The 26134-nt window shown below is 64.1% G+C and carries 18 protein-coding genes and 1 pseudogene; all 19 read left to right on the top strand.

Annotated elements, in window-relative coordinates; genetic code table 11:
* Window positions 1–599: 599 nt before the first annotated feature.
* Window positions 600–1676 (top strand): annotated as a pseudogene (locus ACSIH6_RS17260) (IS630 family transposase); the annotation flags it as partial.
* A gap of 295 nt (window positions 1677–1971) precedes the next feature.
* On the top strand, window positions 1972–2298 hold the full coding sequence (locus ACSIH6_RS17255; protein ID WP_435109328.1) for a hypothetical protein: 327 nt from the start codon (window positions 1972–1974) through the stop codon (window positions 2296–2298).
* 128 nt (window positions 2299–2426) lie between these two features.
* The gene (locus tag ACSIH6_RS17250; protein ID WP_435109327.1) at window positions 2427–2933 is read left to right on the top strand and encodes a hypothetical protein; all 507 of its coding nucleotides are present in this window, start codon (window positions 2427–2429) and stop codon (window positions 2931–2933) included.
* A gap of 110 nt (window positions 2934–3043) precedes the next feature.
* Complete coding sequence (locus ACSIH6_RS17245) at window positions 3044–3910, top strand: hypothetical protein (RefSeq protein WP_130395715.1); 867 nt, start codon at window positions 3044–3046, stop codon at window positions 3908–3910.
* A 108-nt stretch (window positions 3911–4018) separates the two neighbouring features.
* Complete coding sequence (locus ACSIH6_RS17240; RefSeq protein ID WP_435109326.1) at window positions 4019–6373, top strand: hypothetical protein; 2355 nt, start codon at window positions 4019–4021, stop codon at window positions 6371–6373.
* Between the two features lie 23 nt (window positions 6374–6396).
* Window positions 6397–9390, top strand: coding sequence for an ICP22 family protein (locus ACSIH6_RS17235; protein ID WP_435109325.1), 2994 nt, complete (start codon window positions 6397–6399; stop codon window positions 9388–9390).
* Between the two features lie 297 nt (window positions 9391–9687).
* Entirely contained in the window at window positions 9688–10011 is a 324-nt protein-coding gene (locus ACSIH6_RS17230; protein WP_435109324.1) for a hypothetical protein, read from the top strand.
* Between the two features lie 288 nt (window positions 10012–10299).
* Window positions 10300–11583 carry a hypothetical protein gene (locus ACSIH6_RS17225; protein ID WP_435109323.1) on the top strand — a complete coding sequence of 428 codons (1284 nt, stop codon included), beginning with the start codon at window positions 10300–10302 and terminating at the stop codon, window positions 11581–11583.
* Between the two features lie 357 nt (window positions 11584–11940).
* Window positions 11941–13491 (top strand): phage tail tip lysozyme, encoded by a 1551-nt coding sequence (locus ACSIH6_RS17220; protein WP_435109322.1) that lies wholly within the window; start codon window positions 11941–11943, stop codon window positions 13489–13491.
* A gap of 115 nt (window positions 13492–13606) precedes the next feature.
* Window positions 13607–14533, top strand: a complete 927-nt coding sequence (locus tag ACSIH6_RS17215) for a hypothetical protein (protein ID WP_435109321.1) — start codon at window positions 13607–13609, stop codon at window positions 14531–14533.
* Window positions 14533–15183, top strand: a complete 651-nt coding sequence (locus tag ACSIH6_RS17210) for a hypothetical protein (RefSeq protein WP_435109320.1) — start codon at window positions 14533–14535, stop codon at window positions 15181–15183. Before ACSIH6_RS17215 ends, ACSIH6_RS17210 begins: the two co-directional genes overlap by 1 nt.
* Before the next feature lie 136 nt (window positions 15184–15319).
* On the top strand, window positions 15320–16282 hold the full coding sequence (locus ACSIH6_RS17205) for a hypothetical protein (protein ID WP_435109319.1): 963 nt from the start codon (window positions 15320–15322) through the stop codon (window positions 16280–16282).
* Entirely contained in the window at window positions 16282–16923 is a 642-nt protein-coding gene (locus tag ACSIH6_RS17200; RefSeq protein ID WP_435109318.1) for a hypothetical protein, read from the top strand. Before ACSIH6_RS17205 ends, ACSIH6_RS17200 begins: the two co-directional genes overlap by 1 nt.
* 41 nt (window positions 16924–16964) lie before the next feature.
* Entirely contained in the window at window positions 16965–17453 is a 489-nt protein-coding gene (locus ACSIH6_RS17195; protein ID WP_435109317.1) for a hypothetical protein, read from the top strand.
* Between the two features lie 40 nt (window positions 17454–17493).
* A complete protein-coding gene (locus ACSIH6_RS17190; protein WP_435109316.1) occupies window positions 17494–18540 on the top strand; it encodes an AAA family ATPase in 1047 nt (348 codons plus the stop codon).
* 137 nt (window positions 18541–18677) lie between these two features.
* A complete protein-coding gene (gene mobL / locus ACSIH6_RS17185) occupies window positions 18678–20903 on the top strand; it encodes a relaxase MobL (protein ID WP_435109315.1) in 2226 nt (741 codons plus the stop codon).
* A 190-nt stretch (window positions 20904–21093) separates the two neighbouring features.
* Window positions 21094–21669, top strand: coding sequence for a hypothetical protein (locus tag ACSIH6_RS17180; RefSeq protein ID WP_435109314.1), 576 nt, complete (start codon window positions 21094–21096; stop codon window positions 21667–21669).
* A 160-nt stretch (window positions 21670–21829) separates the two neighbouring features.
* On the top strand, window positions 21830–23614 hold the full coding sequence (locus ACSIH6_RS17175; protein WP_435109313.1) for an AAA family ATPase: 1785 nt from the start codon (window positions 21830–21832) through the stop codon (window positions 23612–23614).
* A 105-nt stretch (window positions 23615–23719) separates the two neighbouring features.
* Window positions 23720–25990 (top strand): hypothetical protein, encoded by a 2271-nt coding sequence (locus ACSIH6_RS17170; RefSeq protein WP_435109312.1) that lies wholly within the window; start codon window positions 23720–23722, stop codon window positions 25988–25990.
* Window positions 25991–26134 lie beyond the last annotated feature (144 nt).

Here is a 26134-nt window from a genome sequence, read left to right as displayed (position 1 = left end):
CTTTTGGCAGGCACAGCGGTGCCTCCGCGTCTCTGCGGCTACCCAAACCCACGCGATGCATCAGACCGATCCCATCCCGATGCACGGCACTCTCACCTTCATCCCAAAACAGCAAACAGGAGCCAATCACACCATGGGAATACGGCAGAGTTGGCGCCGTCATCGGTGCCCTCTGATCACTTTCAACAAGGTCGAGTAACGCCGCGACCCGATTTGAACCTTCCCTCCATCCCTCTCTGGCGGCCGACATTCCAACTCATCGGAAATAAGGCCGCCATGGGTATGCATAATTTCCTAACATAGGACTGCAGGGATGTAGTAGAAATCCTCACTGAAAAGCCCAGCGCAGCGAGGAACTTCGCCGCTGCGCTGGGCGTTCAGAAAGGCAGCTACCAGGGTGAGGCCTACGTCATCGTCCACGCACGCGGCCACCTGTACAGCCTCGTCGAACCGTACGAGACAGTGCCCCCAACTAAACAGGGTTAGTACAAGGCCTGGACCCTGGGCAGCTTGCCGTGGGATCCTTCCGATCTGCCTTGAAAGCGATCAGCCAAGAAGGCCTTAGTGTTCTGATTGGTTATTTCGCTTATGGTTGCAGGATGAGTCTTCCTGGACCGAAGCTGCCGCCGCTGGAGCTACACGATGAAGAACGTGCTGAGCTCCAGCGGTGGGTCAGACGAGGCAAGACCGCCCAGGACCTGGCCCTGCGGGCCCGGATCGTGCTCGCCTGCGCCGAGGGCCTGTCCAACGCCCAAGTGCGCCGCGAGATAGGGGTATCGGCGCCCACAGTGACCAAATGGCGCCAACGCTTCGTCGAGCACCGCATGGGCGGTCTGACCGATGAACCCAGACCCGGCCGACCGCGCACGATCACCGACGCCCAAGTCGAGGCGGTGGTGACCGTCACCCTGGAGACCAAGCCCTGCCCTGATACCGACTGGTCCACGCGCTCCATGGCCGAGCACACCGGTACGACCCAGAACGCGGTATGGCGCATCTGGAATGCTTTCGGCCTGCGGCCCCACCGGCAGAAGTCGTTCAAGGTCTCCACCGACCCGTTCTTCATCGACAAGGTCCGTGACGTGGTCGGGCTCTACCTCGACCCTCCTAAGCGTGCCGTGGCGCTGTGCGTGGACGAAAAGTCTCAGATCCAGGCACTCAACCGGACCCAACCGGCGCTGCCGACGATGCCGGACACTCCTGAGCGGGACACCCATGACTATGTGCGTGCCGGGGTGACCAGCCTGTTCGCCCCGCTGGACACCGTCACGGGACAGGTGATCACCTCCCTGCACCGCCGCCACCGCGCCATCGAGTTCAAGAAGTTCCTGGCCAAGATCGACCGCGTGGTTCCCGCCGACCTGCAGGTGCACCTGGTCCTGGACAACTACTCCACGCACAAGACGCCTGCGATCCAGCGGTGGTTGGTCCGCCACCCCCGGTTCCACCTGCACTTCATCCCGACCAGTTCCTCCTGGCTGAACCTGGTCGAGCGCTGGTTCTCCGAGATCACCAACCGGCGGATCCGCCGCGGCACCCACCGCAGCGTCCAGGCCCTGGAGAAGGACATCCGGGCCTGGGCCGCAGCGTGGAACGAGGACCCCCGACCCTATGCGTGGACCAAGACCGCCGAGGAGATCCTCGACAACACCGCCTCGTACTGCCAACGCATCAACAAACGAAATAACCAATCAACATTAGCGGACCTGTTAGTTACGCTGCACACTACGCTCAAGAGCGTGGAGGAGGTCACGATAGCCACCGACATCGTCCCCACCGGCGAAGGTGACCTTCCGGCCTGGGAGATCATCGACGAGCTTGGCCTGCACCAGCAGAAGCTATCCCGCAAGGAGTTCACCGATGAGACCCCCCACCTCGGTCCGTTCCGCACTCCTCAACCGCCGTCCTATCACGTCCCTGCGAACTGAAGCTAACTACCGTAAGGCCCAAGTCCGCAGCACCATGGACTCCTTGACGATCCAACAGACGCGCATCGCCACCGTGGCTGCCGCCCAACATGCCGTTCTTCACCAAGGTAGGCTCAAAAGCGCGATGCTCAAGCTAGCCGGCGACCAACTCACATCGCGCGAAAGCTACGTCAAGACCTCCAGGTTCCAGATCCGGCTCCGTGATGAGAACGGAGTGTTCTACACCGACACCGACGAGCCCCAGTACACAACCAAGGGCCAGGTGCCGCGGGTCTACTCGGCGTCCACGGTCGTGCTTGACAAGCGTGGCCACAAGCAGGTGGTTCCCCGGCATCTGCTAGACCTGGCGGCGGTGTCATGGCGGCTGTAGCACAAGGGGGTGATCTGTCGGCTACCAAACATTTTTATGCGCTAACGAGGAAGCTTGCGGACGTACAAGCAACGCTCAACGATGTCAAGGATCTGGTCCCAGAGTGGGTCCGGCACGACGTTGGAGCCATGCAGCGCAACGCTGAGGCTATGAGGAAGGAGTTGGGGTTGGCTCAACACAAGCTGCAAAAGGAAACATATGAAGGCGTGTGGGCCAAGACCGGTGAGACGGTGGTCTTTAGCCGTGAGTGGGGCGGGCACTGTTTCACCGACGAGGAATGCCGAAAGCTGCTGGCCGGCGAGGAGATCTCGTTCTCAGGTACGTCAGCTGCAGGTAACCCGTTCGATGTTTATGGTGTGCTAGGACGGAGCGAGACCAATGAAAACAGCTATGTCGGCTTCCAAAAGCTCGGGTTCGGCAAGAAGAGTGCCGACGGCAAGCCGCTGCCGCCTCAGCAGTGGTGCGGCCATACCTTCACCGCGGTGGAGCTCCGGACCTTAATAAACGGTGGCACCGTGCACGCCGATGATTTCGTTAGCAAGCGCAAGAAGCGAACGTACTCGACCACTGTGCGCTTCGGCCGTGCTAAGGACGGACAGCACAAGATCATCCCCGAGTTTGCCGATGAATTTTGAGGAGCGGGCGAGGTGAAGCGGACAGCGCGCTGGCGTAGGAGGGACTGATACCGTCCGACCCCAACTGTAAGGTGACGCACATAGGCGAGCGGAAGCGGAGTATCCGAACGATGGCCAAGAGCGTCTTCAAGATCCCCACCAGCCTGGATCGGTCGTTCCTTGACCACGAGATCGCGCTGGCTGGTGGCGGATGGCAGATGCGGCCGCTGCCGATGAAGGTGATCCTGTTCTGGGCCGGCTCCCTGATGCTCCTGTTCTGGGTCACCACCTCCACGTTCGTCTCCAGCGCCGACTGGTGGCTCATCCTCCTGGTGGTCGTCTGGTGGCTGGCGACCACCGCCTTCTTCGGCCAGTACTCCAAGACCAAGGAGATGCGCTTCGCGTCCCTGCCCGCGCTCCTGGAGTACCTGCCCCGGCCCGCGCGCCGCGTCATCACCCGGCGCGGGTCCAACCCCAGCGGCTTCTACTCCGTGCTGGGCGTCAAGAGCGTCGACGAGACCGGCTACATCGAGTGGCTGGACGGCAGCGTCGGCCAGGCCTACCTGGTCGTCGGATCCGCCTCGGTGCTGGTCTTCGACGAGGACAAGAAGGCGATCCTCAACCGGGTCGACGCCTTCTGGCGCAAGGTCGACACCAACGCCGAGTTCATCTGGATCACGACCAAGGAGCCCCAGCGGGTCTACCGCCAGCTCGGCAACCTGGAACTGCTCAACCGCAACCTGGAGATCCGCGACCCCGAGCTGTTCGACCTGCTCGACGAGCGGTACTCGATCCTCAAGGACTACGTGGGCGGGCAGTTCACCTCCATCCACCAGTACCTGGTGATCAAGGGCGACAACCTGGAGGCGCTGCGCCGGGCGCACGCCCTGGTGCGGGCCGAGGCCGAGGGCTCCAGCCTCATGATCAAGCAGGCCGTGATGCTCGACGCCAACGACCTCTACGACATGCTGCGGACCGTCTACACCGCCGCGAGGTAGAGCGGTCCCGGTGGCCCGAAGGCACCGGTTCCCCTGCGACCGCGGGGGAACCGTGCCCGTGGAGTGCGAAGTAAAAGCTGATATACGAGAGGAAAGTGGAGGGCGCGGATGACCGACTCACGGTATCGGGGTAGCGCGACCGGAACCTCGCAAGGGCACCTGCCCGGCGCGCTCTCGAAGAGCAACCGCGCGTCGGCGGGCACGGACGGGACCGCCCCCGGTACGAACGAGGACAGCGCCGAGATCACCCCGTTCTCCGGCACCCTGTTCTCCAGGCTGAAGGAGAACGGGGACCAGACCGCCGAACGGGACGCCGCCGAGGACGAGCGGGACGACGACCCGACCGAGGGGATGAGCGCCGCCGAGCGCCGTGCCGAGCGCAAGAGGGAGCGCCAGCTCGGCGGCACCTTCGACGACCACCCGCACCTGCTCGCGCTCAAACCGCGCGAGCGCTACGTCTTCCGCAGCGACTACTTCCAGATCGACGACCACCACGCGTGCATCCTCGGCTTCTTCCACGACGACGGCGCCCGTGACGACTTCGGCGCGTTCTGGGGCATCAACCGCATCCCCGCCGGACTGCCCGAGGACGTCACGGTCGTGGTGCTCGAACAGGTCCGCCGCATGGGCGAGAAGTGGATCGAGGACCGGATCAAGACCGCGGAGAAGCTCGACCGCCTGGAGGAGGGCGAACAGGCCCAGTCGGGCACCATGAGCTCGCGGCGCAGGGCCGCCAAGGTCAGCGACGACATCGAGATCCTCTCCGGTGAGATCCAGGACGGCGCCAGCTACCTGCACGTGCACGACCGCCTCCTGGTCAAGGCCCCCAGCCTGGAGGTCCTCGACGACGCCGTCGAGCGGATCGGCCGCCTGTACATCGACCGGTTCGGCACCCTCAAGGTCGCCGCCTACCCCGGCGAGCAGCGCCAGGAGCTCAGCAACATCCTCGGCAAGAACGAACGCAAGCGGGGCAAGGGCTTCCACTTCACCAGCGTGGAGTTCGCCGGGTCCCACTCGCTGGTCACCAACGGGCTCAACGACCCCGCGGGCGAGTACGTCGGCTTCATGGTCGGAGACGTCAACAACTCCGCGGTGCTCTTCGACGTCAACGCCTACGACCACCACGTGGTCGTCGCCGACAACACCGTCAACCCGGTGCTGGACCGGGCGCACGTGCCCGACATGTGGGGATCGAAGATCTCCCAGGCGGCCCTGCTGTCCAACGCCCGCACCGTGCACGTCGTCCTGGACGGGGCCCGCCTGGACGACCTGGGCCCGCGCCTGGACTCCCTCACCGCCCGGCTGGACATGAACTCCGGCGACATCAACATGTTCGAGATGTTCGGAGCCCAGGAGAACGAGCTCAGCATCTTCCCGGCGCACCTGGAGAAGGTCGTCCTCATGGCCGAGCAGGCCTACGAGACGACCGACCAGGACCGCTCCATCATCCGCGGTTCGCTCAAGGAGACGCTGACGCAGTTCTACATCGACAAGGGCATGTGGGCGCGCAACGCCAAGCACAACCGGAACCGGCTGCGGGTGGTGGGCGTCCCGCACACGCAGGTGCCGCGCCTCCAGGACATCGTCACCTATTTCGACACGCAGTACCGCGCGCTGGCCAACTCCAGGGCCCGCGACGACGAGGCCCTGCACGCCTACAACATCCTGCGCCTGGTCTTCAAGGACCTGCTCGACAACAACGGCGACCTGTTCAACACCCACACCAACGACGAGATCGACGGGGTGGCCGACGCCCGCCGGGTGCTCTACGACTTCTCCCGGCTGCTCAAACGCGGCAAGGGGGTGGCGATGGCCCAGCTGGTCAACGTCATCGGCTTCGCCGTCGACAACCTGGGCCTGGGCGACACGGTGATCATCCACGGCGCCGAGAACATCGACGACCGCGTCAAGGGCTACCTCACCGAACAGTTCGAGCACCTGTTCCTGCGCGGCGGCCGGGTCGCCTACCTCTACAACGACGTCGACAGGATGCTCGCCGACTCGGCGTTCAACCGCTTCGACGCCGCCGACTGGACGGTGCTGGGGCCGATGCGCGACGCGACGGTCACCGAGTACCAGCGCCAACTGCACCAGGACATCCCGCCCGACCTGGAGCGCCTGGTGACCACGCGCGGCGAGAACCTCGCCTACCTGCGGCGGGGGCACACCAACGTCGTGTTCCACCTGGACCTGGCACTGGGCGTCAACCCGGCCCGCGCCGAGCGGAAGGCCGAACTGCTCAGGGCCGGTCGGCGCGGGCCGAGCGAGCGGCAGCAGTCCTCGGCGGTCATGGCCGCCAAGGGCGAACTGGCCGAGGAGCGGGCCCAGCGTGTGGCCGAGACCGGGGCCGAGGCGCGGCTGCGCGCCGAGCGCATGAAACCGGGCAGGAAGCCGGCCTGGCGCTCCGGCAAGCAGGGGCGGGACCCGTCGAAGCCGGGCGCCCGCACCCAACGAGACCAGTGACCGACGCGAGAGGGAAGGAACGAATGGGCAAGCACGATGTGCCCTCGCGCACACAACAAGACCTGCCTCTCCTTGTGTCTAGGCTCGGATCTGGCAGCCTCACGCGTTTGTTCGTGTGGGTACTGGTTCTGGCGTTCCCGCTGGCCCTACTGCTAGGGACGAATACCGCCCACGCCGACGGCGCCGACGACGCCGACATCGACAGCCTTTCGTTCTACCGGCTCTCCTCGTCGATGACGGCCCTGTTCTCCACAGCGCAAGAACCCGCTAGCGAGGTCAGCTTCAGCGACGGCGAAGGCTGGGACACCCTCTTGAGCAACCCGGCCAGCGCCGGATCGATGCTCGGCTACGCCGATGCAGATTACAATCCGATTGCGGGCTGGCTCAATTCGCGCGTAGCGCAGTCTTCAGACAGTGTCGGCTACGCCTCATTGAACGGTACTACGGACGCCGGACTCTATGGAGTGCAGGGTGCGAGTGAATACGCACTGTTCGGCGCCACGCTCAACGGGCTGGGCCTGGACTCCACCAGCACGGGGCTCTCACTCGGGTTCTTCAACGCACTTGCGGGTGGGATCATCCTGATCCTGTATACGGCTGCGGCCGCTGTCGATGCCCTGTGGGCGATCATCATCTCTGCACTGGTCTGGCTCAACCCCTTCAAGTTGTTCTACTGGGCCGTCCACTTTTTTAGCCCTGAGTTCGCCAACGGCATGACCGGCGGTGAGGAACCCCCTGGGTTCTTCAGCAGCCTCTCCGAATGGATCGGCTCCTGGTACTTGCTCTTGGTCGAACTGTCGTGGACAGTGATGGTTCCCCTGTTTATCGGCGTTTTCCTGTTGAGCATCTTCATGTTCAAGAAGTTCGACAAGGGCTCGGGGCTAAAGAAGCTAATTATTCGCTTGCTCTTCATCGGCCTGGGTTTGCCGCTGCTTGGTTCCATGTACACCGGCATGCTCAATGCAATGGTGTTTGCTACTGAGGACGGAAATTCGGGATCGACGCGTGTGGTACTCTCCACATTCGTCGACTTCGAGAGTTGGGCGATGGATCAGCGCCTGCGCGTTCCCGATCAGACTTACGGAGTTTTCATCGAATGGGATCCCCTCCAAAATGCCCCCTCCGGCCGCTCCCAGGCGAGTGTGCGTGACCTGGCAATGCTCATCAATGCTCAGGTATTGGGCTTGGAGGGGCAAATCGATCCCTTAGGCACCGGCGCCGATGGTTCATGGGGTCAGAGCGCATTGGCGGGCGATGAATCGTCGTTTACCCAGACGCAGTACGGCCAGGTCGCGGATATCCTCCGGCGATACATGACTGGCGCTCATGTGTCTGCTTCGACGTTTGAGAACAGGTCCAAGTCGACTTTGCCCGATGGGGCTAGGGAGGGATGTCTTGAAGAAGATGAACGTTGCAACAACGCGCGTAGCTGGTTCGAGGACTACATCGGAGATCCGAATGAGGTCGTGGCCATCAATGATGACGATGTACCGGTCGCAGCCAACCCTTTGATTTCTGTACCCGAAAGCGTGGGTTTGCGCGTCTATCGGGACCGGGGGGGCGACATAAGCTTCTACAGCGAGGGGGACGTCAGCGATTGCGGAGTGAGTGTGTCTTCGCGTGACGGTTCTCCCAAAGCGTGCAATCTCTCCCCGTTAGCGATGTACAACTACCTTAACACCGACTTCGGGCCAACGTCCTACACGGCCTACTCCTCCGGAAAAACCACCAGCGAGGCGACCCGGTCCATTCACAACTCGGTGTCGATGGTGGGCACCGGAACGATGAGCTTCGTGTACTGGATTAACGCCGTAGTGCTGCTGGGCGCATTCGTGACTATTGGTTTCGGTTACGCTGCCGCGATGGTCATCGGCAACATCCGCAGAAGCTTCCAGCTGATGACGGCGATCCCGTTCGCAACGCTGGGCGCAATCGCAGGAATCGCAAAGGTGATCATCTATTCGATCGCGCTGATCATGGAAGTTGTGATCACACTTTTCCTGTACAAGTTCGTGCAGGAATTCTTGCTGAGCATCCCGAGCATCATCGAGGTCCCGTTCTCGCGGGTCCTTAACAATGACGAATACGGCGACGGGGCGGCAATGATCGCCTTCATGGTCTCTGGGGGGTTCGTCACCATGGTCATCACCTTGGTGTCGATCATCGTGGTCATCCTCTTCACCGTCATGGCGATGCGCCTGCGCAAAACTTTGATCAAGGCTATAGAGGAGGCCTCCACCAAGCTGGTCGAGAAGCTCACCGACTCCTCAGTCCCGCCCCCCGGTGAAGGCAGTGGCATGCTGCCTGCTCTGGCCGGGGCCGGCGCCGCCGGTGCTGGATCGGCACTGGCCAACCGGATGATGGGCGGCGGCAGCCCCAAGGGGGGCAAGAGCCCAAACGCGGGTGGCACCAACGGTGGCCCTGAGGGGATCAGTACCTCGGCAACAAACAGTACGGCTACCAACGTCGGTGGTGACGTAAAAAACGACGGCGAGTTCAACGGGCCTGCCGAACTACCCGGGGACAGGCCTGCCGAACTACCCGGGAGAGACGACAGTGATGACAACAATCAAACCGATCCGGGCTTGGAGCCAGGCGGCCAAGGAGAAAACGCCGAAGGGGAAGCTAAGCTTGGTCGACAGATCGAGAAGAAGGGTCTGTCGTATCCTCCGGGCAGCGATGGCCCTGAGCCTTCCGCTTCGGACAAGCCGCGCGAGGGCGACGGTAGCGACCCGTTGGACACCGCAGTCGATTCCGTAGAGCAGTCCGCCGACGATTACAAGCAGGCTGATGCCAAAAGGGTCGAGGCTGCAAAGGACGGTGTCGAGGCGGGTGTCGATGCCGGGGTCGCTGCCAGCCAGGCTGCGGCTGGGGACGCTGCCGGCGCGACCGAGTCGGCGACCAAAGCTGCTCAGAAGGGCAGTTCGGCCATGGAGAAGAAATCACAGGCCGAACAGCATACGGAACAAGCTGGCAAGTCTTCTCTCGATAAGCCAGACCCCAAGCAGGCAGGCTAGAGCGGAGCATCGAACAAGAAGTAGGCACTGATGAAGGACGAGGGCGGAACCTTGGTGTCCCGCTCTCGCGGCTGCCCGACACTGTCTGTGCGTCTTTTGTAAGCTTTAGTCGCAAATGTGATGAAAAGAGTCGCTGCTGGCTGTGATCGACGGTTAGGATCAGCTCTAGGCCCCCGAGTGCCCCTCTCGTATCCCCACCGAACCCGGACCCCACTCGTATCCCCACCGGCCCCGGACCTTGCCGGGCTTTCTACTGCCGCACGCGACGAGTCGGGGCCAAACAGGACAAGGACAAGCATGAACTTCAGCAACCTTCCCGCCGCGGGGTGGGATCTCGTCTCTTTCTTCGACAACGCCCGCGAGTACGTGGCTCTGGCAGGCGGCGGCCTCCTCGCGTTGATGGGCACGATCGGCGTGGTCTGGGGGGGCGTCTTGCTCATCAAGAAGCTGATGGCCTCGCAGCAAGATCAGACGAGCTGGGTCAAGATCATCGCCCTAATCCTCATCGGCGGCGCTCTCATGGTCGGCGGATTCAGCCTCATCTCCGACATTGCCGCAGGAGGCCGCACGACCATCGAGGACCTGGGCGGCGGCATGATCCTCCTCCAGGGCTTGCGCTGATTCCCGGTTTGGTCGAGTTCGGAGCGGCGAGCACGGGTTCTGTAGCCAACGGGTCCGCCGGCTCCCTTGTCCTGCCAAGGGGCGCCTCCGTTGTCTAAACGGCGATAAACCGCCCGCAGCCGAACATGGGCCAGCGCTAGCAAAGAGCCTGCACGACATGGAGTTGGCTTCCGCACCTGCTCAAAAGGGTGTTGCGATCGCCTTACCGTGAGCCAAGATGTTCGCCCCGCAGCCTTCCTGCTTTACCATCGACCGCCCCGTCCGAAAGGACTTCCGATGAAAGAGACCGTGAAGACATACGCGGCGAAGCTGAAGCTGGGGCCCCACCACGCCATCGAGCGGTTTGGGGTCATCACCAGCGTCGTCGCTGCCACGTTCGCGATGCTGCTGGTGGGCACCATCGTCTCGGCCACCGCCAACAACAGGGCACGCCTCGACGAGACGGCGCTGTACACGGCCTCCTTCACCACGTCCAGGACCGAACTGTCCGGCACCGTCGACGGGGTCTACACCAACGCAGAGGGCACCCGCGCCCTGGTCCTCATGCGGTTCGACGACTCCGCCGCCGGATCGTTCTCGACCGACGCCGCCAACTACCAGGCTTTCCTCACCGGCTCCAACGAGCAGCTCCACACCCAGGCCCTGGCGACCGCCATCACCGGCTCGATCGTCGTGTTCGGCTCCACCGGCTATCTGGGGGTGGTGCTCGAGTCCGACGCGCCTTTTGAGGAACAGATCGCGAGTCTGACCCTGCGGGCCAACAGCGAACTGGTCTACAAGGAGGGCACGGGGAGCGAGCTCCGCGAGGACCTGCAGGACGACGGCAGCTTCACCGAGTTCGACCAGTGGCGGCTGTTCGTCAACCCCGGAGCGTCGGGCACCGAGGAGGCGGCCTCGCTGGAGGGCGGGAGCATCGACCCCGCCGCCCTGTACTACGAGCTGGTGGTCGCCGAGCAGGAGCAGGTGGTCCGCGCGGCGATGGACGAGCAGCTCATGGAGATGCGCACCGTTCTCGCCCGGATCGACGAGTACGGCGGTGAGATGAGCCGGGTCAACGTTGACGGGGTGTTCATCGAGCCGCCCCAGGTGCCGGTGCAGGTCGACGGCGACGCCGTGACCGGTGAGCCGACCGACGGCGAGACCGAGTCCACGCTCGCGCTGGAGACCGACTGGGTGGACCCGCGCGGCTACGACTTCGACTGGCGCTCGGGCTCGGTCGAGGAGGGCTACCTGGACGCGGTCATGCCCGCGGACGAGACCTCCTACGTGACGTTCCTCGGTGAGAAGGCCCGTGCCGAGGACGAGGAGAACGCCGGGTTCTCGGCCAACGACATGGAGTGGCTACTCACCGACGGCAGCGACCTGAAAGGGCACGGGCAGACGAGCCAGGCGATGGAACCCCTGACCGACATCATGAACAACACCACGCAGGCCTACCAGGACTACCACCGCCTCAAGACCTCCTACCAGGTCGACTCCTACAGCGAGTTGCTGGATCTGGAGGTGACGCTGCGCGGGGTCGACTCGTCCGGGTCGATCAACGCGGGCGAGGAGGCCCTGCTCACCTACTGACGCGAAGCGGTACGGGAGCAGTGCGGGCAACGCGGACGAAGGCGTCCAGAGGCGAGAGGAGAGGACGCCATGGCGGGTACCGGTGGTGGCGGGGCGGGGGGCGTGCAGCCCCCGGGCTCCGGTTCGGGTGCGTCGGACCAGGCAATGCTTACCCCTGACGTCGCTCAGACCGGTGGGGTACAGGGCAGTCCCAACGCAGAGGGAGCACACTTACCGAACGGGCCGGCCAAAGCCACGGGCGGCGCCGGAGACGTCAGTCCAGCAGACGGTGGTTCTGGGAATGTCAGTGGCGCCTTAACTCCCAAACTGGGTGCCGGAGGCACCTCGGAGGCAGCCAAGGGCGGCCCCGAGGCCGATATGGGCAAGGTGGCCAAGGGAGTGGGCGCGGCCAGTGCCGTCCCGGCCGCCGGGGTCGGCGGTCAACTCGCGGTCTTCGCGATGTTCCTGAACTGGCTCAAAGGCATGATGGCCGCGATGGCTGCTGCGGCTATGAACCTGATGGCGGCGCTCTGGCTGGCGGTGGTTACAGCTACCAACATGATGGCAGGCTTTGCCCTTACCCTGGGCGCAGCTGTTGCCTCAGCCCTTGGCGGCGCTGTCAGCGCAGTCACCGGCGCCGTCGCTTCGATCGGAGCGGCCGCCCTGGCCCTGGTCAGCCTAGTCGCTGGGTCGGTGTACACCGTCCAAGAGAACAACGCCACGGCGCAGCGTGATGCCCTACCGCTGGACTGTCGTCCTATGACTGAGGCGACCGTGCGCGAGATCGACGACAACACCCAGTCCGCAGCCGATACCGCAGCTATGGAGGAGACAGCGCAGCAGGTGTACTCGATCCTGGCGGGTATGGGCATGCAGGACGAGAACATCGCGGGCGTCCTGGGCAACTTTCAACAGGAGTCGTTGCTCGATCCGACGACCGTCGAGACGATCTACACCGAGCCTTACCGCATCGGCCCTCTCACGAGGGAGGCGGAAGAGAACGGTTTCAAAGTCGAACTGATCAATGCTGACTACGCCGCGATGTGGCCTGCTATCGATTTGGTGGGTATCGGTTTGGGGCAGTGGACTAATGATCGCAACACGATGCTCACCGAATACGCCGATGAGACCGATGGGGAGTGGTGGGAGATCGAGACTCAGTTCGGTTTTATGCTTTCTGCTGATGACCCACGGCGTGTGCAATTCGTTAAGGATTTGATCGCGGATGCGCCTGGCTCGGTTGAGGGGTCAACAAGGGACTGGATGGTGGAATGGGAAGGCCTGACGCTGAATACTCCTGTTAACCAGACGCGGATCAGCGAACGCCAAGAGTATGCCGCCGTATGGTTCGCGAAGATGGGATCTTGGGAAGCTAACGAAGACCTGGCCAACTCCATTTTGGAGCAAACACAAGTCTCGGTTTCCGTCGCGAATGAAAATCGCCGTTCCGCTGTGATGCAGGAGTGCCGCACTGCCAACGTTGACGGTGGTAACGATGAGGTGGTTCAGGCCGGTGAGCAGATCCCCTGCGATTCTTTGGGGTCGATGCACCCGGACGCCTGCCATCTGCACGATCACCTGCAGGAGAAGTTCGGAGGCTTCTTCCTATCGGCTGGTGGTCAGCGCAACGAACCGGGGAGCAACCACGACAATGGCCAAGCAATCGACTACATGATGGCACCGTCCAACAAGGTCCCCACCGAAGAGATGTACGACTCTGGGACGACTATTGTGAACTACCTCATCCCGCGAGCCGAAGAGTTTAACATCAAAGGCATTCTGTGGGATGGCCGCGTCTGGTCCATCAAAGAAGATCCCGTCGGCCCGTGGAACAACGAGACCACACGGGATGCCAGTGGGCGTGGGAGCAACACACAGAACCACATCGATCATTTCCATATCAGCGTAGGTCCCGACCGTTTCATGTAGCCGATCCTAGACAGCAGGCTGCTATTAAGGGGAACGTAAGGTGGTCGAAGGAAGCGCTTCACACAGCGGCGACGACGCTCCGCAGAAGGTGACTCAGAAAAAGCCCTGGCGTGAGATGAACCGCGAGGAGGTGATGGAGCGCCTCGACGCCCACCACTCCAAGCAGCGCGCCAACCGCAGGCGGGTGACCGGCGACGAGGTGCAGGAGATGCTGCGCGAGCGCCGCGCCAGGCGGCAGGAGCGCAGGCGTGAGCGCGCGGAACAGCGCGGCGGCGGGCGGGAGCTCCGACGCAACGCGGGCCGGGCCGCTCGCCTGAGCCTGGGCGGGGCCCTGATGGTCGGCGCCATCGGAACCGGGGCACTGGCCGCATCCAGCACCGACATCACCCGGGTCCGGAGCGAGGCCAACGACCGGGAGATCGCTCTGCTCGAAGGCGAGATCCGAGCTCTGGAGAACGCCTCGTGGGACGAAGGGGACGCCGCCACGCTCGAAGGGCGACTGGACGAGGCCGTGGCCCAGGCCAGGCGGAAGGGCGCGGAGGTCGCCGAGCTCCAGAGCGCCTACCAGGGAATCCTCGCCGACCTCAACGACGTGGAGCTGTCAGGGGACGGCGACGCGGGTGAGGCGTTCGCGCCCGTGGGCGAACACCGCAGGCAACTCGTCGACTACTTCGACGAGTCGGCCCGGATCATCGAGGACGAGGAGGCCTACCGCCCCGGCGCGGACGTCCCTTACGGCCCCGGCGAGATCGACGTGCTCTTCCCCTGGTACGTCCGCTACGCCGACGAGGGCCGCAGCGAGTACGCCGAGGCGTCACTGAACTCCTGGGAACTGGTCTCGGCCACACCCCGCGTTGGCTCTTCGAGATCGGTCAGTGTGGCGTGGCTTAACCGCGACAACGCAAGCGGTGACCTGTTGGCCTGGGCCCGGAGCACTTACGACGCTGACATGGGGGCTTTTCACAGCCTCTACGTCGGTCAGACAACGATCGGCGAACGGTTCGGCGGCAGGGCAAGGACGGGGGAGGACGGCCAAAGCTAATGGGGTTCGTCCGACGCAATGCCTTCCCGTTGACCGCGGCCGCGCTGTTACTGGTGGCCGGCGGTTCCTTCGCCGCCACACGGGGCGCGCAGGAGGCGGCCCTGACCGACCAGGAGCAGCGGATGGAAGAACTCCTGGCGCGCAGGGCCGGGCTCGAGGAGGCACAGGACCAGAGGGAGCGCGAGGTCGCCGGCGAGGTTTTGGGCGCCGACCACGCACGGCTGGACGCCGACGATGAGCTCATCGACCAGGTGCTGGACACCGCGCTGACGTGGGAGAGCCACGCCGAGTACGTCGACGCGCGCAGCGCCATGACGAACGTCTACGGCCTGAACGAGAACTCGCAGTTCATGACCGCGTTTCTACCTAAGCCACCGATGAACGTCGACGCCGAGGGCACCGAGTACGCGCTGATAGACCTTCTGGGACTCGACTCGCGGGTGGACGGTTTTCGTACCGAAGTGCTGTCAGTACAGGGCACCGAGTACAGCTACTTGGTCCTAGCCAATGTGGAGACCTCATCCGACGATGGCCAGGCCAGCGCTTTCAGTACGTCAACGGTGTTGTTGACCACCGACGGCGACGGCGGTGTCTCGAACGTCGAGGGTTACGCCTCCACGTCCCGGGTGCGGTCTTCAGGCCCTTACTGATTTGACGACGGCTGGTTAGAGCAGCGGCCTAACTAGTGGTTGAGCACGAGAGTCGTCGTATCAAAAGGGTAGGTTTGTGCAGTTGTATAAGGAAAGATTCTTTATCGCACCGTCGTCTTAGAGGGAGGAGACACACGTGACTGACGGATCAGACGGAAACGGCGAGCCTCCCTTCCCAGACCAAGGCAACCTTTTGGCCCGACGCCTGGTCGCGGTCCCCCACGCGCAACAGGAGCGGGAGCAGCAGCAGGAGGAGGCCCCCCGGCCGCGCCATTCGACCGCCGGCCCCAAAGCCGTCCTGATCCGCGTCGGGTACTGGTCGACCACCGTCCTGACGGCACTGGGCGCGCTGGTGCTGATGGCCATGGCGGGCACGGTCAGTGCCCAGCACCAGGCCGAACTCGAAGAGCAGGCCCAGGACGGCTTCGCCGCACAGGACCGCATCGCCGCCGCCCAGCAGGGCGTCGAGGGCATGCCCGGCGGCGACGAGGCCCAGCGCTGGCTGCTCCAGGCCACGACCGCGGGTGAGAACGTCGCCGCGGCGCAGAACACCTACCTCGAACACTCCGGGCCTATCGACGTCGACGACCTGCCGGCGCGGACGCCGGGACTGGGCGAACGCGACGAGTGCTCCCCCTACCTCGACGACCCGCCGCCCAGCAGCCGTGACTACACCGAAGAGGAGCGCGCCGCCTGCGCCGAAGGGCTGCGCGAGAGCGCCGTCGGAGGCCTGGAGAGGAAACTGACGCCGCACTTCGCCGCCGGAGCCCGCGACTCCGAAGGCTTCAACGCCGTGAGCCGGTGGCACTCGTGGATACCCACCCTCGACGACGACTCCTCGCTGGCCGGGTACACCTGGACCACCCACGAGGCGCAGGTCTTCGAGGAGGACACGGCGATCCGCATGGTCTGGACCCTGGACGAGGACGAGACAGGGCAGACCGTCGCCTGGCTTCAGGGCCAGTACGACCCGGAGGTCAACAAGTTCGAGGACCTGGTGTTGGGCACGGTCGCCGACGGCGGCGGGGACGACACCGACGGCCCCGCCGAGGACAGCGGCGAGGACACGCGTGGCGACGAGCCCGAGGGCGGTGAGTGATGAGCCTGGCCGAGATCGAGGCCTACGAGCGTGAGCGCCGGATCCGCCGCCAGAGGATCCGGCGCGCCCTGTCCTGGGCCCCGCTGGGGGTGGCCGCCTTGATGCTGGCCGTGGGCGGTCTGTCCCTGTGGTCGGCGTCCTCGGGCCACGACGCCGACCGCGCCGAGGTCGCGGCCCTGGTGGAGGAACGCCTGGCCGAGGCCGAGGAGGCCGAGGAGGAGTTCCACGCCGTCTGGTCCGAAGCTCTGGGGCGTTCTTCGGCGGTCCGGGTCGAACGGCTGGAGAACGACGCTGAGGCCATGCGCGCTCTGCTGCTCGGGACGGTCGTGGAGGGCGAGGACGCCTCGGCGGCGCTGACCGTGCCGAGCGGCGGAGAACTCCCGGCCCTGTTCGAGGACCTGGCCCGCGACGGCGTCCCCGGTCTGGACGGCGCCTCGGAGGTGAGGCTGGGACCGTTCGAGCCGGTGCTGGTCGGTGTCGAAGGCAGCACCTACGCCTACTTCGGCTTCGTCGAGGTCTACGGAGCCGACGGCGAGGCGGGGCCGGTCGCGTCGCTGTCGGTGACGTGGTCGACCGACACCGGGGGCGCGGTCACTGGGATCGACGCCCACTGGACCGAAGGGGTCCCCGAACGCTCCTAGCGCACGCACACCCGAAACCCCACTCCCAGACAGGAGAGCCCATGAAGACCACCGCCGCCGGGGCCGAGGACAAGCGCAAACCCCGGACGAGGAAGAGCGCCGCGCAGCGGGCCGCCGAGGCCAAGCAGGCCGACACCGGCGACACCGCGGCGCCGCTGGGCGCCCGTATCCGCGCGCGTGTGGGGGAGCCGGGAGCGCGCTCGGTTCTGGCGGCCGTGCGCGCGGGGCTCATGGTCGCCTCCGGCCTGGCCAGCTACGTGCTGGCGATGTTCGCGGCGGTGACCGTGGTGCCCAACACGTTCGTCGTGGTGTCGACGGGGACCGGAGTCGGCCCGTCCTCTCCCCTGGAGCTGCAACTGGTGCACTGGCTGGCGCCGTCGCTGTTCCTCATCGGTCTCGTGTTCGTCCTGGTGCTGGTCGTGGTGCGCTCGCTCTGGCTGGCCCAGCGCCGTCTGGGCGAGAGGGCCCGGCGCGCACTGCTGGGCGACGAGGCGGACACCGCACCGGCCACCGACGGCACCGGTCGCTGACAGGTCAGCACAACCCCCACACGAAAGCGAAACGCCCCGCATGAAGATCGCGCCCCTGCGGATCACCGACCCCTGGTTCCACCGCCTGGCCCGGCACGGCAAGGCCGACGTGCAGACCCTGCGCGCCGTGCCCTGCGACATCGCCGTGCGCATGGAGACGGTCTCGATCCTCCACCACGACGCCGACCAGAACTACCGTCCCTACCTGCACCTGCGGGGACAGCTCGTCCAGGTCCAGCCCGACGTCGAACTGCCCTACGGCATCACCGAACTGCCCTTCCGCCAGGGGGCCGAACCCGTCATCGACGCCTTCTACGAGTTCGACTCCGCCCAGCTCACCGAACTGGTCCGCAAGGGTTACTTCGGCACCCGCTTCCGTGTGCCCGAGTCGATGACCGGCATCGTGTGGGAACTGCCCGCCGAGGCGGACTTCCTCGTGGTCGGACCGGAGAGCACCGCGCAGCCCCCGGTGGTGTTCGTCGACGTGCGCGACCAGAACAGCACCGTGCTCACCGAGGAGACCAGCGGCTACAACCTCGCCAAGTACTTCCCGCACTACTCCTCCCAAGGTCCGGAGCAGCAGGCCCCGACCGGGAGCGAACACCCGGTGCCCACGCACTCGGGCGCGATCCGGGACCTGTTCGCGGACGAGGAGTTCGAGGACGTCGAGCACCGCCGGCCGACAGGGCCCGCCCACCGCGACACCGCCCTGAACCGGTTCGGGCAGGCCCCCGAAGGCGTGTTCGACCGGCTCATGAACGAGGTGGAGGCCCGCCGCCGGGCCGAGGAGGGCACGAAGAGGCCCGGCGTGGACTACGACCCCGACGCCCCCGAAGGGGTGCTGCGCGAGCGGATCGCCCCCGGCGTGGAGCAGGCGCTGTCGAGCAGGACCGGAGAGGCCCCGGAGCACGGCGACGGCACCGGGCACACGCGGGCCGCGGCCTTCGACGTCGACTTCCTCGACCTGGACGAGGACGCCGAGGACACGGCCGAGGCCGGTGCCGCCCCGGCCCGTGCGAGGAGCGTCTTCCGGCGAGCCCCGGTCGAGAAGCAGGACGAGACCGACGACTACCAACCCGGTGCTTGAACCAATCTGTGACAGTGCAGAGACGCTCCCGAAGAGGTGGAGACATCGGATAACCATCAGGGCTTACACAAGCAATAACTCGCAGAAAAGGACGTGGCGCGGGTCATGGGCCATGTGGGGGAGTAAGGGAAGCAGCCGTGGGTTTGAAGCAGGACGTCGTCATAGTCAACGAGTATTCCGTGCCGTTGCCCTCCTTTCGCAGGAGCGGCGGCCCGCGGGGGAGCAGGGGAAGCACCCCTGGCGCCTACGTGCTGCGATACATGGCGCGTGAAGCGGCCACTGAAACGATGACCCCAATCCGCAGACGGCACACCGACCACTTTCTCGAGCGGTACATGGCACGAGAGCACGCGGCTGAGAGCACTGACGTGGACAGTCCTGGTCTACTCAAGAAGCGCATAGCCCGTGCTCAAGGGTTGGGCGGAGTCGCTTTTGGTTATGGGGCGACCTCCATGTCACACGACCAGCTGAAGGCCGCCGCCAGTGACGTGCAGCACCTGTTCGACTTAGGTCATACCGTGATGAAAACGGTCATCTCGTTCACACCTGAGTTCCTGCGGAGGCATGGCCTGGTCCCGACGGATTTTGAGCCCGGCCGCCGTGGTGACTACCAGGGGCAGGTGGACCAGATGAAGCTGCGTATGGCCATCATGCATGGACTGCATCGGCTGGGACAGGCACAGTACGATGAACTGCGTTACGTCGGGGTAATCCAAATCGACACCAAGCACGTCCACTGCCATCTAGCCATGGTCGATGCAGGCCACGGCACCCGGGCCGCCGACGGCACCCAAAAGGGCAAGATCACCGCACGTGCTAGGGCCCTGCTGCGCCGCGGCGTCGATACCTTCCTCCATCAGAAGCGAGGTGTGGCGCATCTGTCCTCGGCTATCAGCTACGAGCGGCGGAACGTGGTCACATTCGTCAAGCGCTGGGCGCATCAGCAGATGCTGCGCGAGGCGCTGCCTCAGTTCCTACTCGCATGCCTGCCCGAGAACCGAAGGCTGTGGCGGCTGGGCACTGACCGGCTCGAGATGCGCAAACCCGATCGCATCGCCCGGGAGATGGTCGAAGAGGTGCTTAGCCGCGACGGCTCGCCGATGTCCGCAGCGATCGAGCAGCTTCGCAAACACCTCGACCACCAGGTTCAAAGTGAGGGAATGGACGCCAGATATCGGCGGGCGCTGGAGGAGCGGGGCCGCGAGCGGCTAGTCGAACAGGGGGTCAGCGCCGTCTACGCGCTAATGCGACAGCTACCGCAGAAAGCGTTTCGCGTCCGCACCCCCTTGCTCGACGCGATGAGTATGAATTACGAGGATCTTGCGGCTCGCGTGCGCGAGAGTGAAGACTCCCATGGCGATATCGTGCGCTTCGGATTTCGTCTGCGTTCCTACTCCACACGACTTAACCACCACACCGCCCAGCGTGAACAGGCGCACAGGAGTGCGCGTGAGTGGGAGTCCGCCGATTCCATAGGCATGGCCTCGGTGAGCTCGCGCGCGCTATATCGGTTCTGGCAGGAGGAGGAGGAGTATCATGCCCGACTTACATCCAAGTACCGATCGTTCTTGCCGTTTACTCCACCGACGGCAGTCTGGCACGAGCCCTTGGCGCGTCTGACCGTCTATAAAGAACGGTTGCTTTCTTTGGAAGCGATGCGTAACGACCAAGTTTTGCGCAGAGCTAAGGACCCAGACGAGGCAGAGCGGATTGGCTATGAGGTCTACAGCCAAGCAGGTGGTCATCTAGTGTCCCTGGGAAACGACGCTTCTCTGGCCCGGTTCGACGAGCGCATCCACACCATGCGCATCGAGTACGACCGCAACCTCATGGACTTGCGTGTGGAGCTCGCAGGCCGTGGTCTGGTCTTGGAGGTGATCAGCGACGGAAATGGCGGGACGGTGCCGCGCGTAAGCGCCGGTGTCGAATACCCCTTCGAGGAGGTCAAGGGGTTGGACTTGCACCATCTACGCTACGACTTCCCTCGCGACGTCGTAATCGGCGATAAGACTAAAGCCGAGTTTGTGGTCTGGGCTCAGCGCCGAAGCGAAGCACTCGACGAGGCCATCGCCTACTTGGAAGGCTCGGGGCAGGCGGAGCTGATCTCCGAGCTGCCGATGAGGGATATTCAAGCAATGGGGCAGCTGGTGCGCGAGATCGACGAGATCGAGCGTAGAGGCGAGGCGGCCGTGCTGGCTAGCGGCATGGCGGAGCTAATGCACAGGAGTGAGCCGATACGTCGATCACCAACGGTGATGTTGAGCGAGCGCCTGTCCGAGCAGATCATGCGGCGGGTGGACGAGGCGGTATATCCATCCGCGGCGGCGATGCCGAGGGAGGGGGTCGGGCTGCAGCAAAGATGAGGGCGGCAACTAGGTGCTTGTGTGGCACTGTTACTGCATTATACGGTTGCAACAGTCTATGGTCGCCACCGTCTTCGGTCACTACCAAGCTCGTGCAGCTCAGGATTCGTGTGGGTGGCGATAAGGAGACCGTTAGTCAACGTGTGGCCCAGGTACCCCGACCTGGGTCGACATGAGAAGGAGACCCCTCATGGTGAATCTGCGCAGGGCAGATTACGGTCCGGCCGCGACTAAGGCTGTCAACCTCGTGGCAATCTTCTACAACTCCGCTGTCGTCCGCGACCCAGAAAGCAACGCAGTGGAGGCCGTCTACTTAGACAACCGCCTCCACCCGGAAGACCGACGCGCCCCGGGCCAGTCCTCGCTAGCTCTGGTGACCACTAAGGACGCTGGCACTCGCAGCGGCTACAACACCATGGCCCGGTTCACTCCCAAGCAGGCGAGAGCAATCAGAGAGGCGGCTGGGAGTAACACGACCCCGGTCCTGAACAAAAACGGCGAGCAGGTCGGCATCGCCTTTGGATACCAGGCAGATCTTTTCTTCAGCAAGAAGGAAGGCGGGGCGATCCCTAAGATCACAACAGTGCGCCCTTCCGGACTGTCGGTGCATCCGGGCAGGGACGGTAAGACGATTATGAGTCGGATCTTCGAGAAGCAAGCCGCGAACAAGGCAGCCAAGCAAAATCAGCAGGCCAGGGGAGCCACTGGCCAGGGATGGGTGCAGCAGCAGCCAGAGACCGCTAAAAATGAGCCGCAGATGGGCTGACAGGTGCCATCTCTGGAGTTGGTTGCACACAATGGACACCGGAACAAAAAAGCCAAGCTTCGATTGCGAATCTTTGGCTTGCTGGGGCAATAGAAAAGTACTCGTTTGCGACAGAAATGGAATGATTTCGCGTTTCTCCCGTCCGCGGAGGCGATAGCAGTTGTTCACCAAACCGGACGGTTCCCCGGACGACAGGATCAACGAGCGCTACCCGAAGCTGGCCCGGTACAGCGACCCCCTCAAAGCCCCCGAGCGCGAGATCGTCGGCCGCGAGCACGAGATCTCCCAGCTCATGGCCTCCATGGCCCGGCCCGAACTGTGCAACGCCCTCCTGCTGGCTCCGGCCGGAGCGGGAAAGACCGCCCTGGTCCAGGCGGCGATGCTCAAAGACACCAAACGGGTGTACATGGAAGTGGACCTGGCCCGGATGATCGCCGGGCTGAGCACCCCCGACGAAATGGCCGCGCTGCTCAAGGGCCTGTTCGACGAGGCCGAAAGGTTCAGCGCCGACGAACACGTCGAACTGGTGCTGTTCATCGACGAGTTCCACCAGGTGGTACAGCTCAGCGCGGCCTCGGTCGAAGCGCTCAAGCCGGTCCTGGCGGCCTCCGGCGCGCGCGGCATCCGCGTCATCGCGGCCACGACCTTCGACGAGTTCCACAAGTACGTGGCACCGAACCAGCCGCTCATGGAACGCCTCCAGCGCATCAACGTCAACCCTCCCGGCCAGAGGACCACGGTGGAGATCCTCAAGGGGATGGCCAAGCGCTACGGGGTGGCCGAGCAGTTCTACGACGACCACCTCTTCGAGCTGATCTACGAGTACACCAACCGCTACATCCCGGCCTCGACGCAGCCGCGCAAGTCGATCCTGGTACTCGACTCGATGGTGGGCTGGCACCGTCACACCGGCCGCCCCATGGACCGGGACCTGCTGGCGGACGTCCTGATGGAGTCGACGAACGTCAACGTGGCCTTCCGCGTCGACGCGGTGCAGATCAAGAAGCAGCTCGACAGCGCGGTGTTCTCCCAGGATTTCGCCACCAGTGTGGTGGCGAAAAGGCTGCAACTGTGCGTCGCCGACCTGAACGACAAAACGAAGCCCATGTCCTCCTTTCTTTTCACGGGCAGTTCCGGGGTCGGCAAGACCGAACTCACCAAGCAGCTCGCCCTGCTGCTTTTCGGTGACGACCAGCGTCACCTGATCCGCTTCGACATGTCGGAGTTCGCGCGCGAGGAATCCCTGGACCTGTTCCGCTCGGAGCTGACCAAGCGAGTGTGGGACATGGGGCACGCGGTGCTGCTGTTCGACGAGATCGAGAAGGCCGCGTCGGCGATCACGCGTGTGCTGCTCCAGGTGCTCGACGACGGCAGGCTCTCCGACGACAACGGCCGCCAGGTGTCCTTCCTCAACACCTACATCGTGCTCACGACCAACGCGGGCTCGGAGATCTACGAGACGATCGCCCAGTACAACGTGGACGACAGCGGCTCGGGCAAACAGCTGGTGGAGAAGATGAAGGAGATCCGCCGCTCCATCTCCACCACGCAGGGCGACAACAAGTTTCCGCCCGAACTGTTGGGTCGTATCGACGCGATCGTCCCCTTCCAGCCGCTTTCGCGTGAGACCCAGCGCAAGATCGTGAAGAACAAGCTGCGCCAGATGCGGCGCGAGGTCATGGTCAAGCACGGGGTCAGGGTCGAGATCGCCGAACGGGTCCTCCAGTACCTCATCGACGACCACGCCGACACCGACTCCAACGCGGGCGGCGCGCGCGCGGCGATCGCGAAGATGACCGACGAGGTCACCACCGCCATCGCCGCGTTCGTCAACGCCTACTCGCACGAGAGGGTCCTGCGGGTGGACGTGCGCGGCACGATGCGCAGCGAGGACAAGGGCCTTCTCAAAAGCGAATCCCACATCGAGGTGGCCGCCGCACGATGAGGCGACACAAGGAGGCAGCAGCAGATCACTAAGCGACAAGCACTTTATGCAGACCGATAAACGAGTTCATTCGAAACGTCATGGTCAGAACGGGAGGATGTGCCGATGGGACTCATCGACGGCATGCGGAAGAAGGGGACGGTCGACGGCACGTCCTCCGGCGGACCGGAGCAGGCCGCCTCACCGAGCGGTGACAGCAAGAAGCGCACCAAGCGGCGCAAGCCCGAGGAGATGCTGGCGAGCGTGGTGCGGGAGAGCACCGTCAACGCCGCGATCGACCTGCTGAGCCGCAACGACCTCTTCGTTCTGCCCGGGGGCAACTCCTGGGTGGCCCTGGCCCTGCCGGTGGAGAACATCGGCGGGCTGAGCAAGAAGCAGCAGAAGGACGAGGCCAAGGGCTCGCTCATCGAGCTCATCAACCACGACCACATCCAGACCGTCACCACCCGCGAGCTTCTCGACGAAGAAGTCCTCGGCATCATCCCCACCCCCCAGACGCTGGAGCGGATGGGGGAGTACTCGCTGCTCACCGGTGCCACGTACTACTGGATGGTCCTCATCCCGAGCCAGGACCGCCAACGCCTGTTGGTGAACGCCGTCATCCCCAAGGCGACGTCTTACTCGGAGGCAGTGACCATCTCCAACGGCAGCCGCAGTCTGTCTGACCTACTGCCACAAGCGTGGGCCTGGTCTCAGGTGATCGAAACGACTACGGGCTCTGGCGGCACTGCGGATAGCGCTGATGTCGACCCATTGACCTCCAACAGCACTAGCGCCACGACACCGCCGTCAGTCCTGGGCGCATCTGACGAAAGCGAACCATTGGCCACCGCGGTGACCGCGGCGACCGCTCCCGACGGAGGCGTCAACGACAACGAGTTAGAAGACGACCTTCTGGACGACGGCGAGCCTTCGTCGCAGATGTTTGACGAGGGACTAAGCCCCGAAGACATGGCACCGTCGCTTTCCGAGGACTTTGGCGACGGGCCCGGCTTATACGACGACGAGATGGATGACGAGGAAGAAGAGGACGGAGGAGGAGGCTTTGTAACGGGGGGCGATGAGGGACAGCCTCCCCCTTGGCGACACTATGCCGAGCAGAACCAGGACCGTGTGTTCACCGAAGAGCAGGTGCGGGAAAGCATCGCACGACGGTTTCTCCCCGACGATCTGGATCTGGAAATCCCGTTCACCGAGTTTGAGGCCACGTTCGACGTCCGGGCGCCGTCGGTGCAGCTCAAGCTCAGTAACAGTTCCACAAACTGGCTCGGCGAGCAGGTCGCTCTCTTGGCGAAGCAGGCCAACGCTGAACTGGAGAAGCTACACGGTGATCACCGTAAGGAGCTGCGCCAGCTCTTCGTCAAGACCATGAGCTTGCACGCCGAGTCGGTCATGCGCGAGGTCGACGAACGGCGCGAGGGCTCGGTCTATCACATGCTTTCCGCGGCAGCCGAGGAGGAGTTCGCCGGCCTTAAAGCCAAGGCGCCCGAGGAAGTCGGCGCTCAGCGCGCGGAGATCACCCGGCGCTACGAAAAGGACGCCGACGAGCGGGCCGAGGTCGCGGCGGCCCGTGCCAGGCAGGTGTTCTGGGACCGGTACCGCCCGGAGTTGGAGCGCAGGATCGCCGACGTGGCCCCCGAGGTCGAGCGCCGCTACGAGGAGCGCTACGCCCATCAACGCCAGCTCGTGCTGGAGATGCGTCGCAAGGACGCGCACACACGGCTGCAGCTGGGAACCACACGTACTTTCCAGCTCCTCTCCGAGCGCGAAGCCACGCAGCGCGAGGCGGAGATGGAGCTGCTGAAGCAGTGGAACGCCAGGGTGACGCGCTTCATCGACGAGAACCGCGAGCATGACATCGCCCGCGCCAGTGCACTGGCCGAACAGCTGCGGTTGGACAACCGGGTCGAAGAGATGCGGGCCGAGCACACGAGTCGGGTGGAGAAGCTCAAGGCTGACCACGAGAACCAGGTGCGCAGGTTGGAGGCCGAGCTGGAGCGTGACCGTGAGCGGGCCAAGAGGCGATTGCGCGAACGGGAGGAGGAGTGGCAGAGCGAGATGCACACCAAGCATCAGCAGCTGGACTCAGCTAACCGGCTGTACACCGATATGAATGCGCAGATGCAGAGCATGACGGATGGCATGCAACGACAGCACCACAGCAGGCTTGAGGAGCGAGACAGCGATAAACGAGCACACGCCGAAGAGCTGGAGCGGACTAACCGGATCAACGGCCGTTTCAACAGGCTCCTTCTGGTCCTAGCGGCATTAGCAGTGCTGCTTTTCACCGCAGTTGGCATCATCATCGGCTGGACGATCGGATACGGGTCGACCGGCACCACCAGCGCGATGGTCCTCCCCGCGTGGTCCCTCTAGGAAAGTTGGGCACTGCGGAATATCTCTGGGTAGAGCGCCAATCCCCACGATAAAGAAGGTTCTCTGTTTGCTCTGGTCGGTGGCAGGCCAACACAGCTATATCTCCTGATAAACCAGAGTTCTCTGCGCGTAGCAGCTCACACG

Source organism: Nocardiopsis synnemataformans (assembly GCF_965343085.1).
GTDB classification, from domain to species: Bacteria; Actinomycetota; Actinomycetes; order Streptosporangiales; family Streptosporangiaceae; genus Nocardiopsis; species Nocardiopsis alborubida.
Note: the sequence above shows the minus strand (reverse complement) of the source record. Positions and strands in the feature narration are given on the sequence as shown.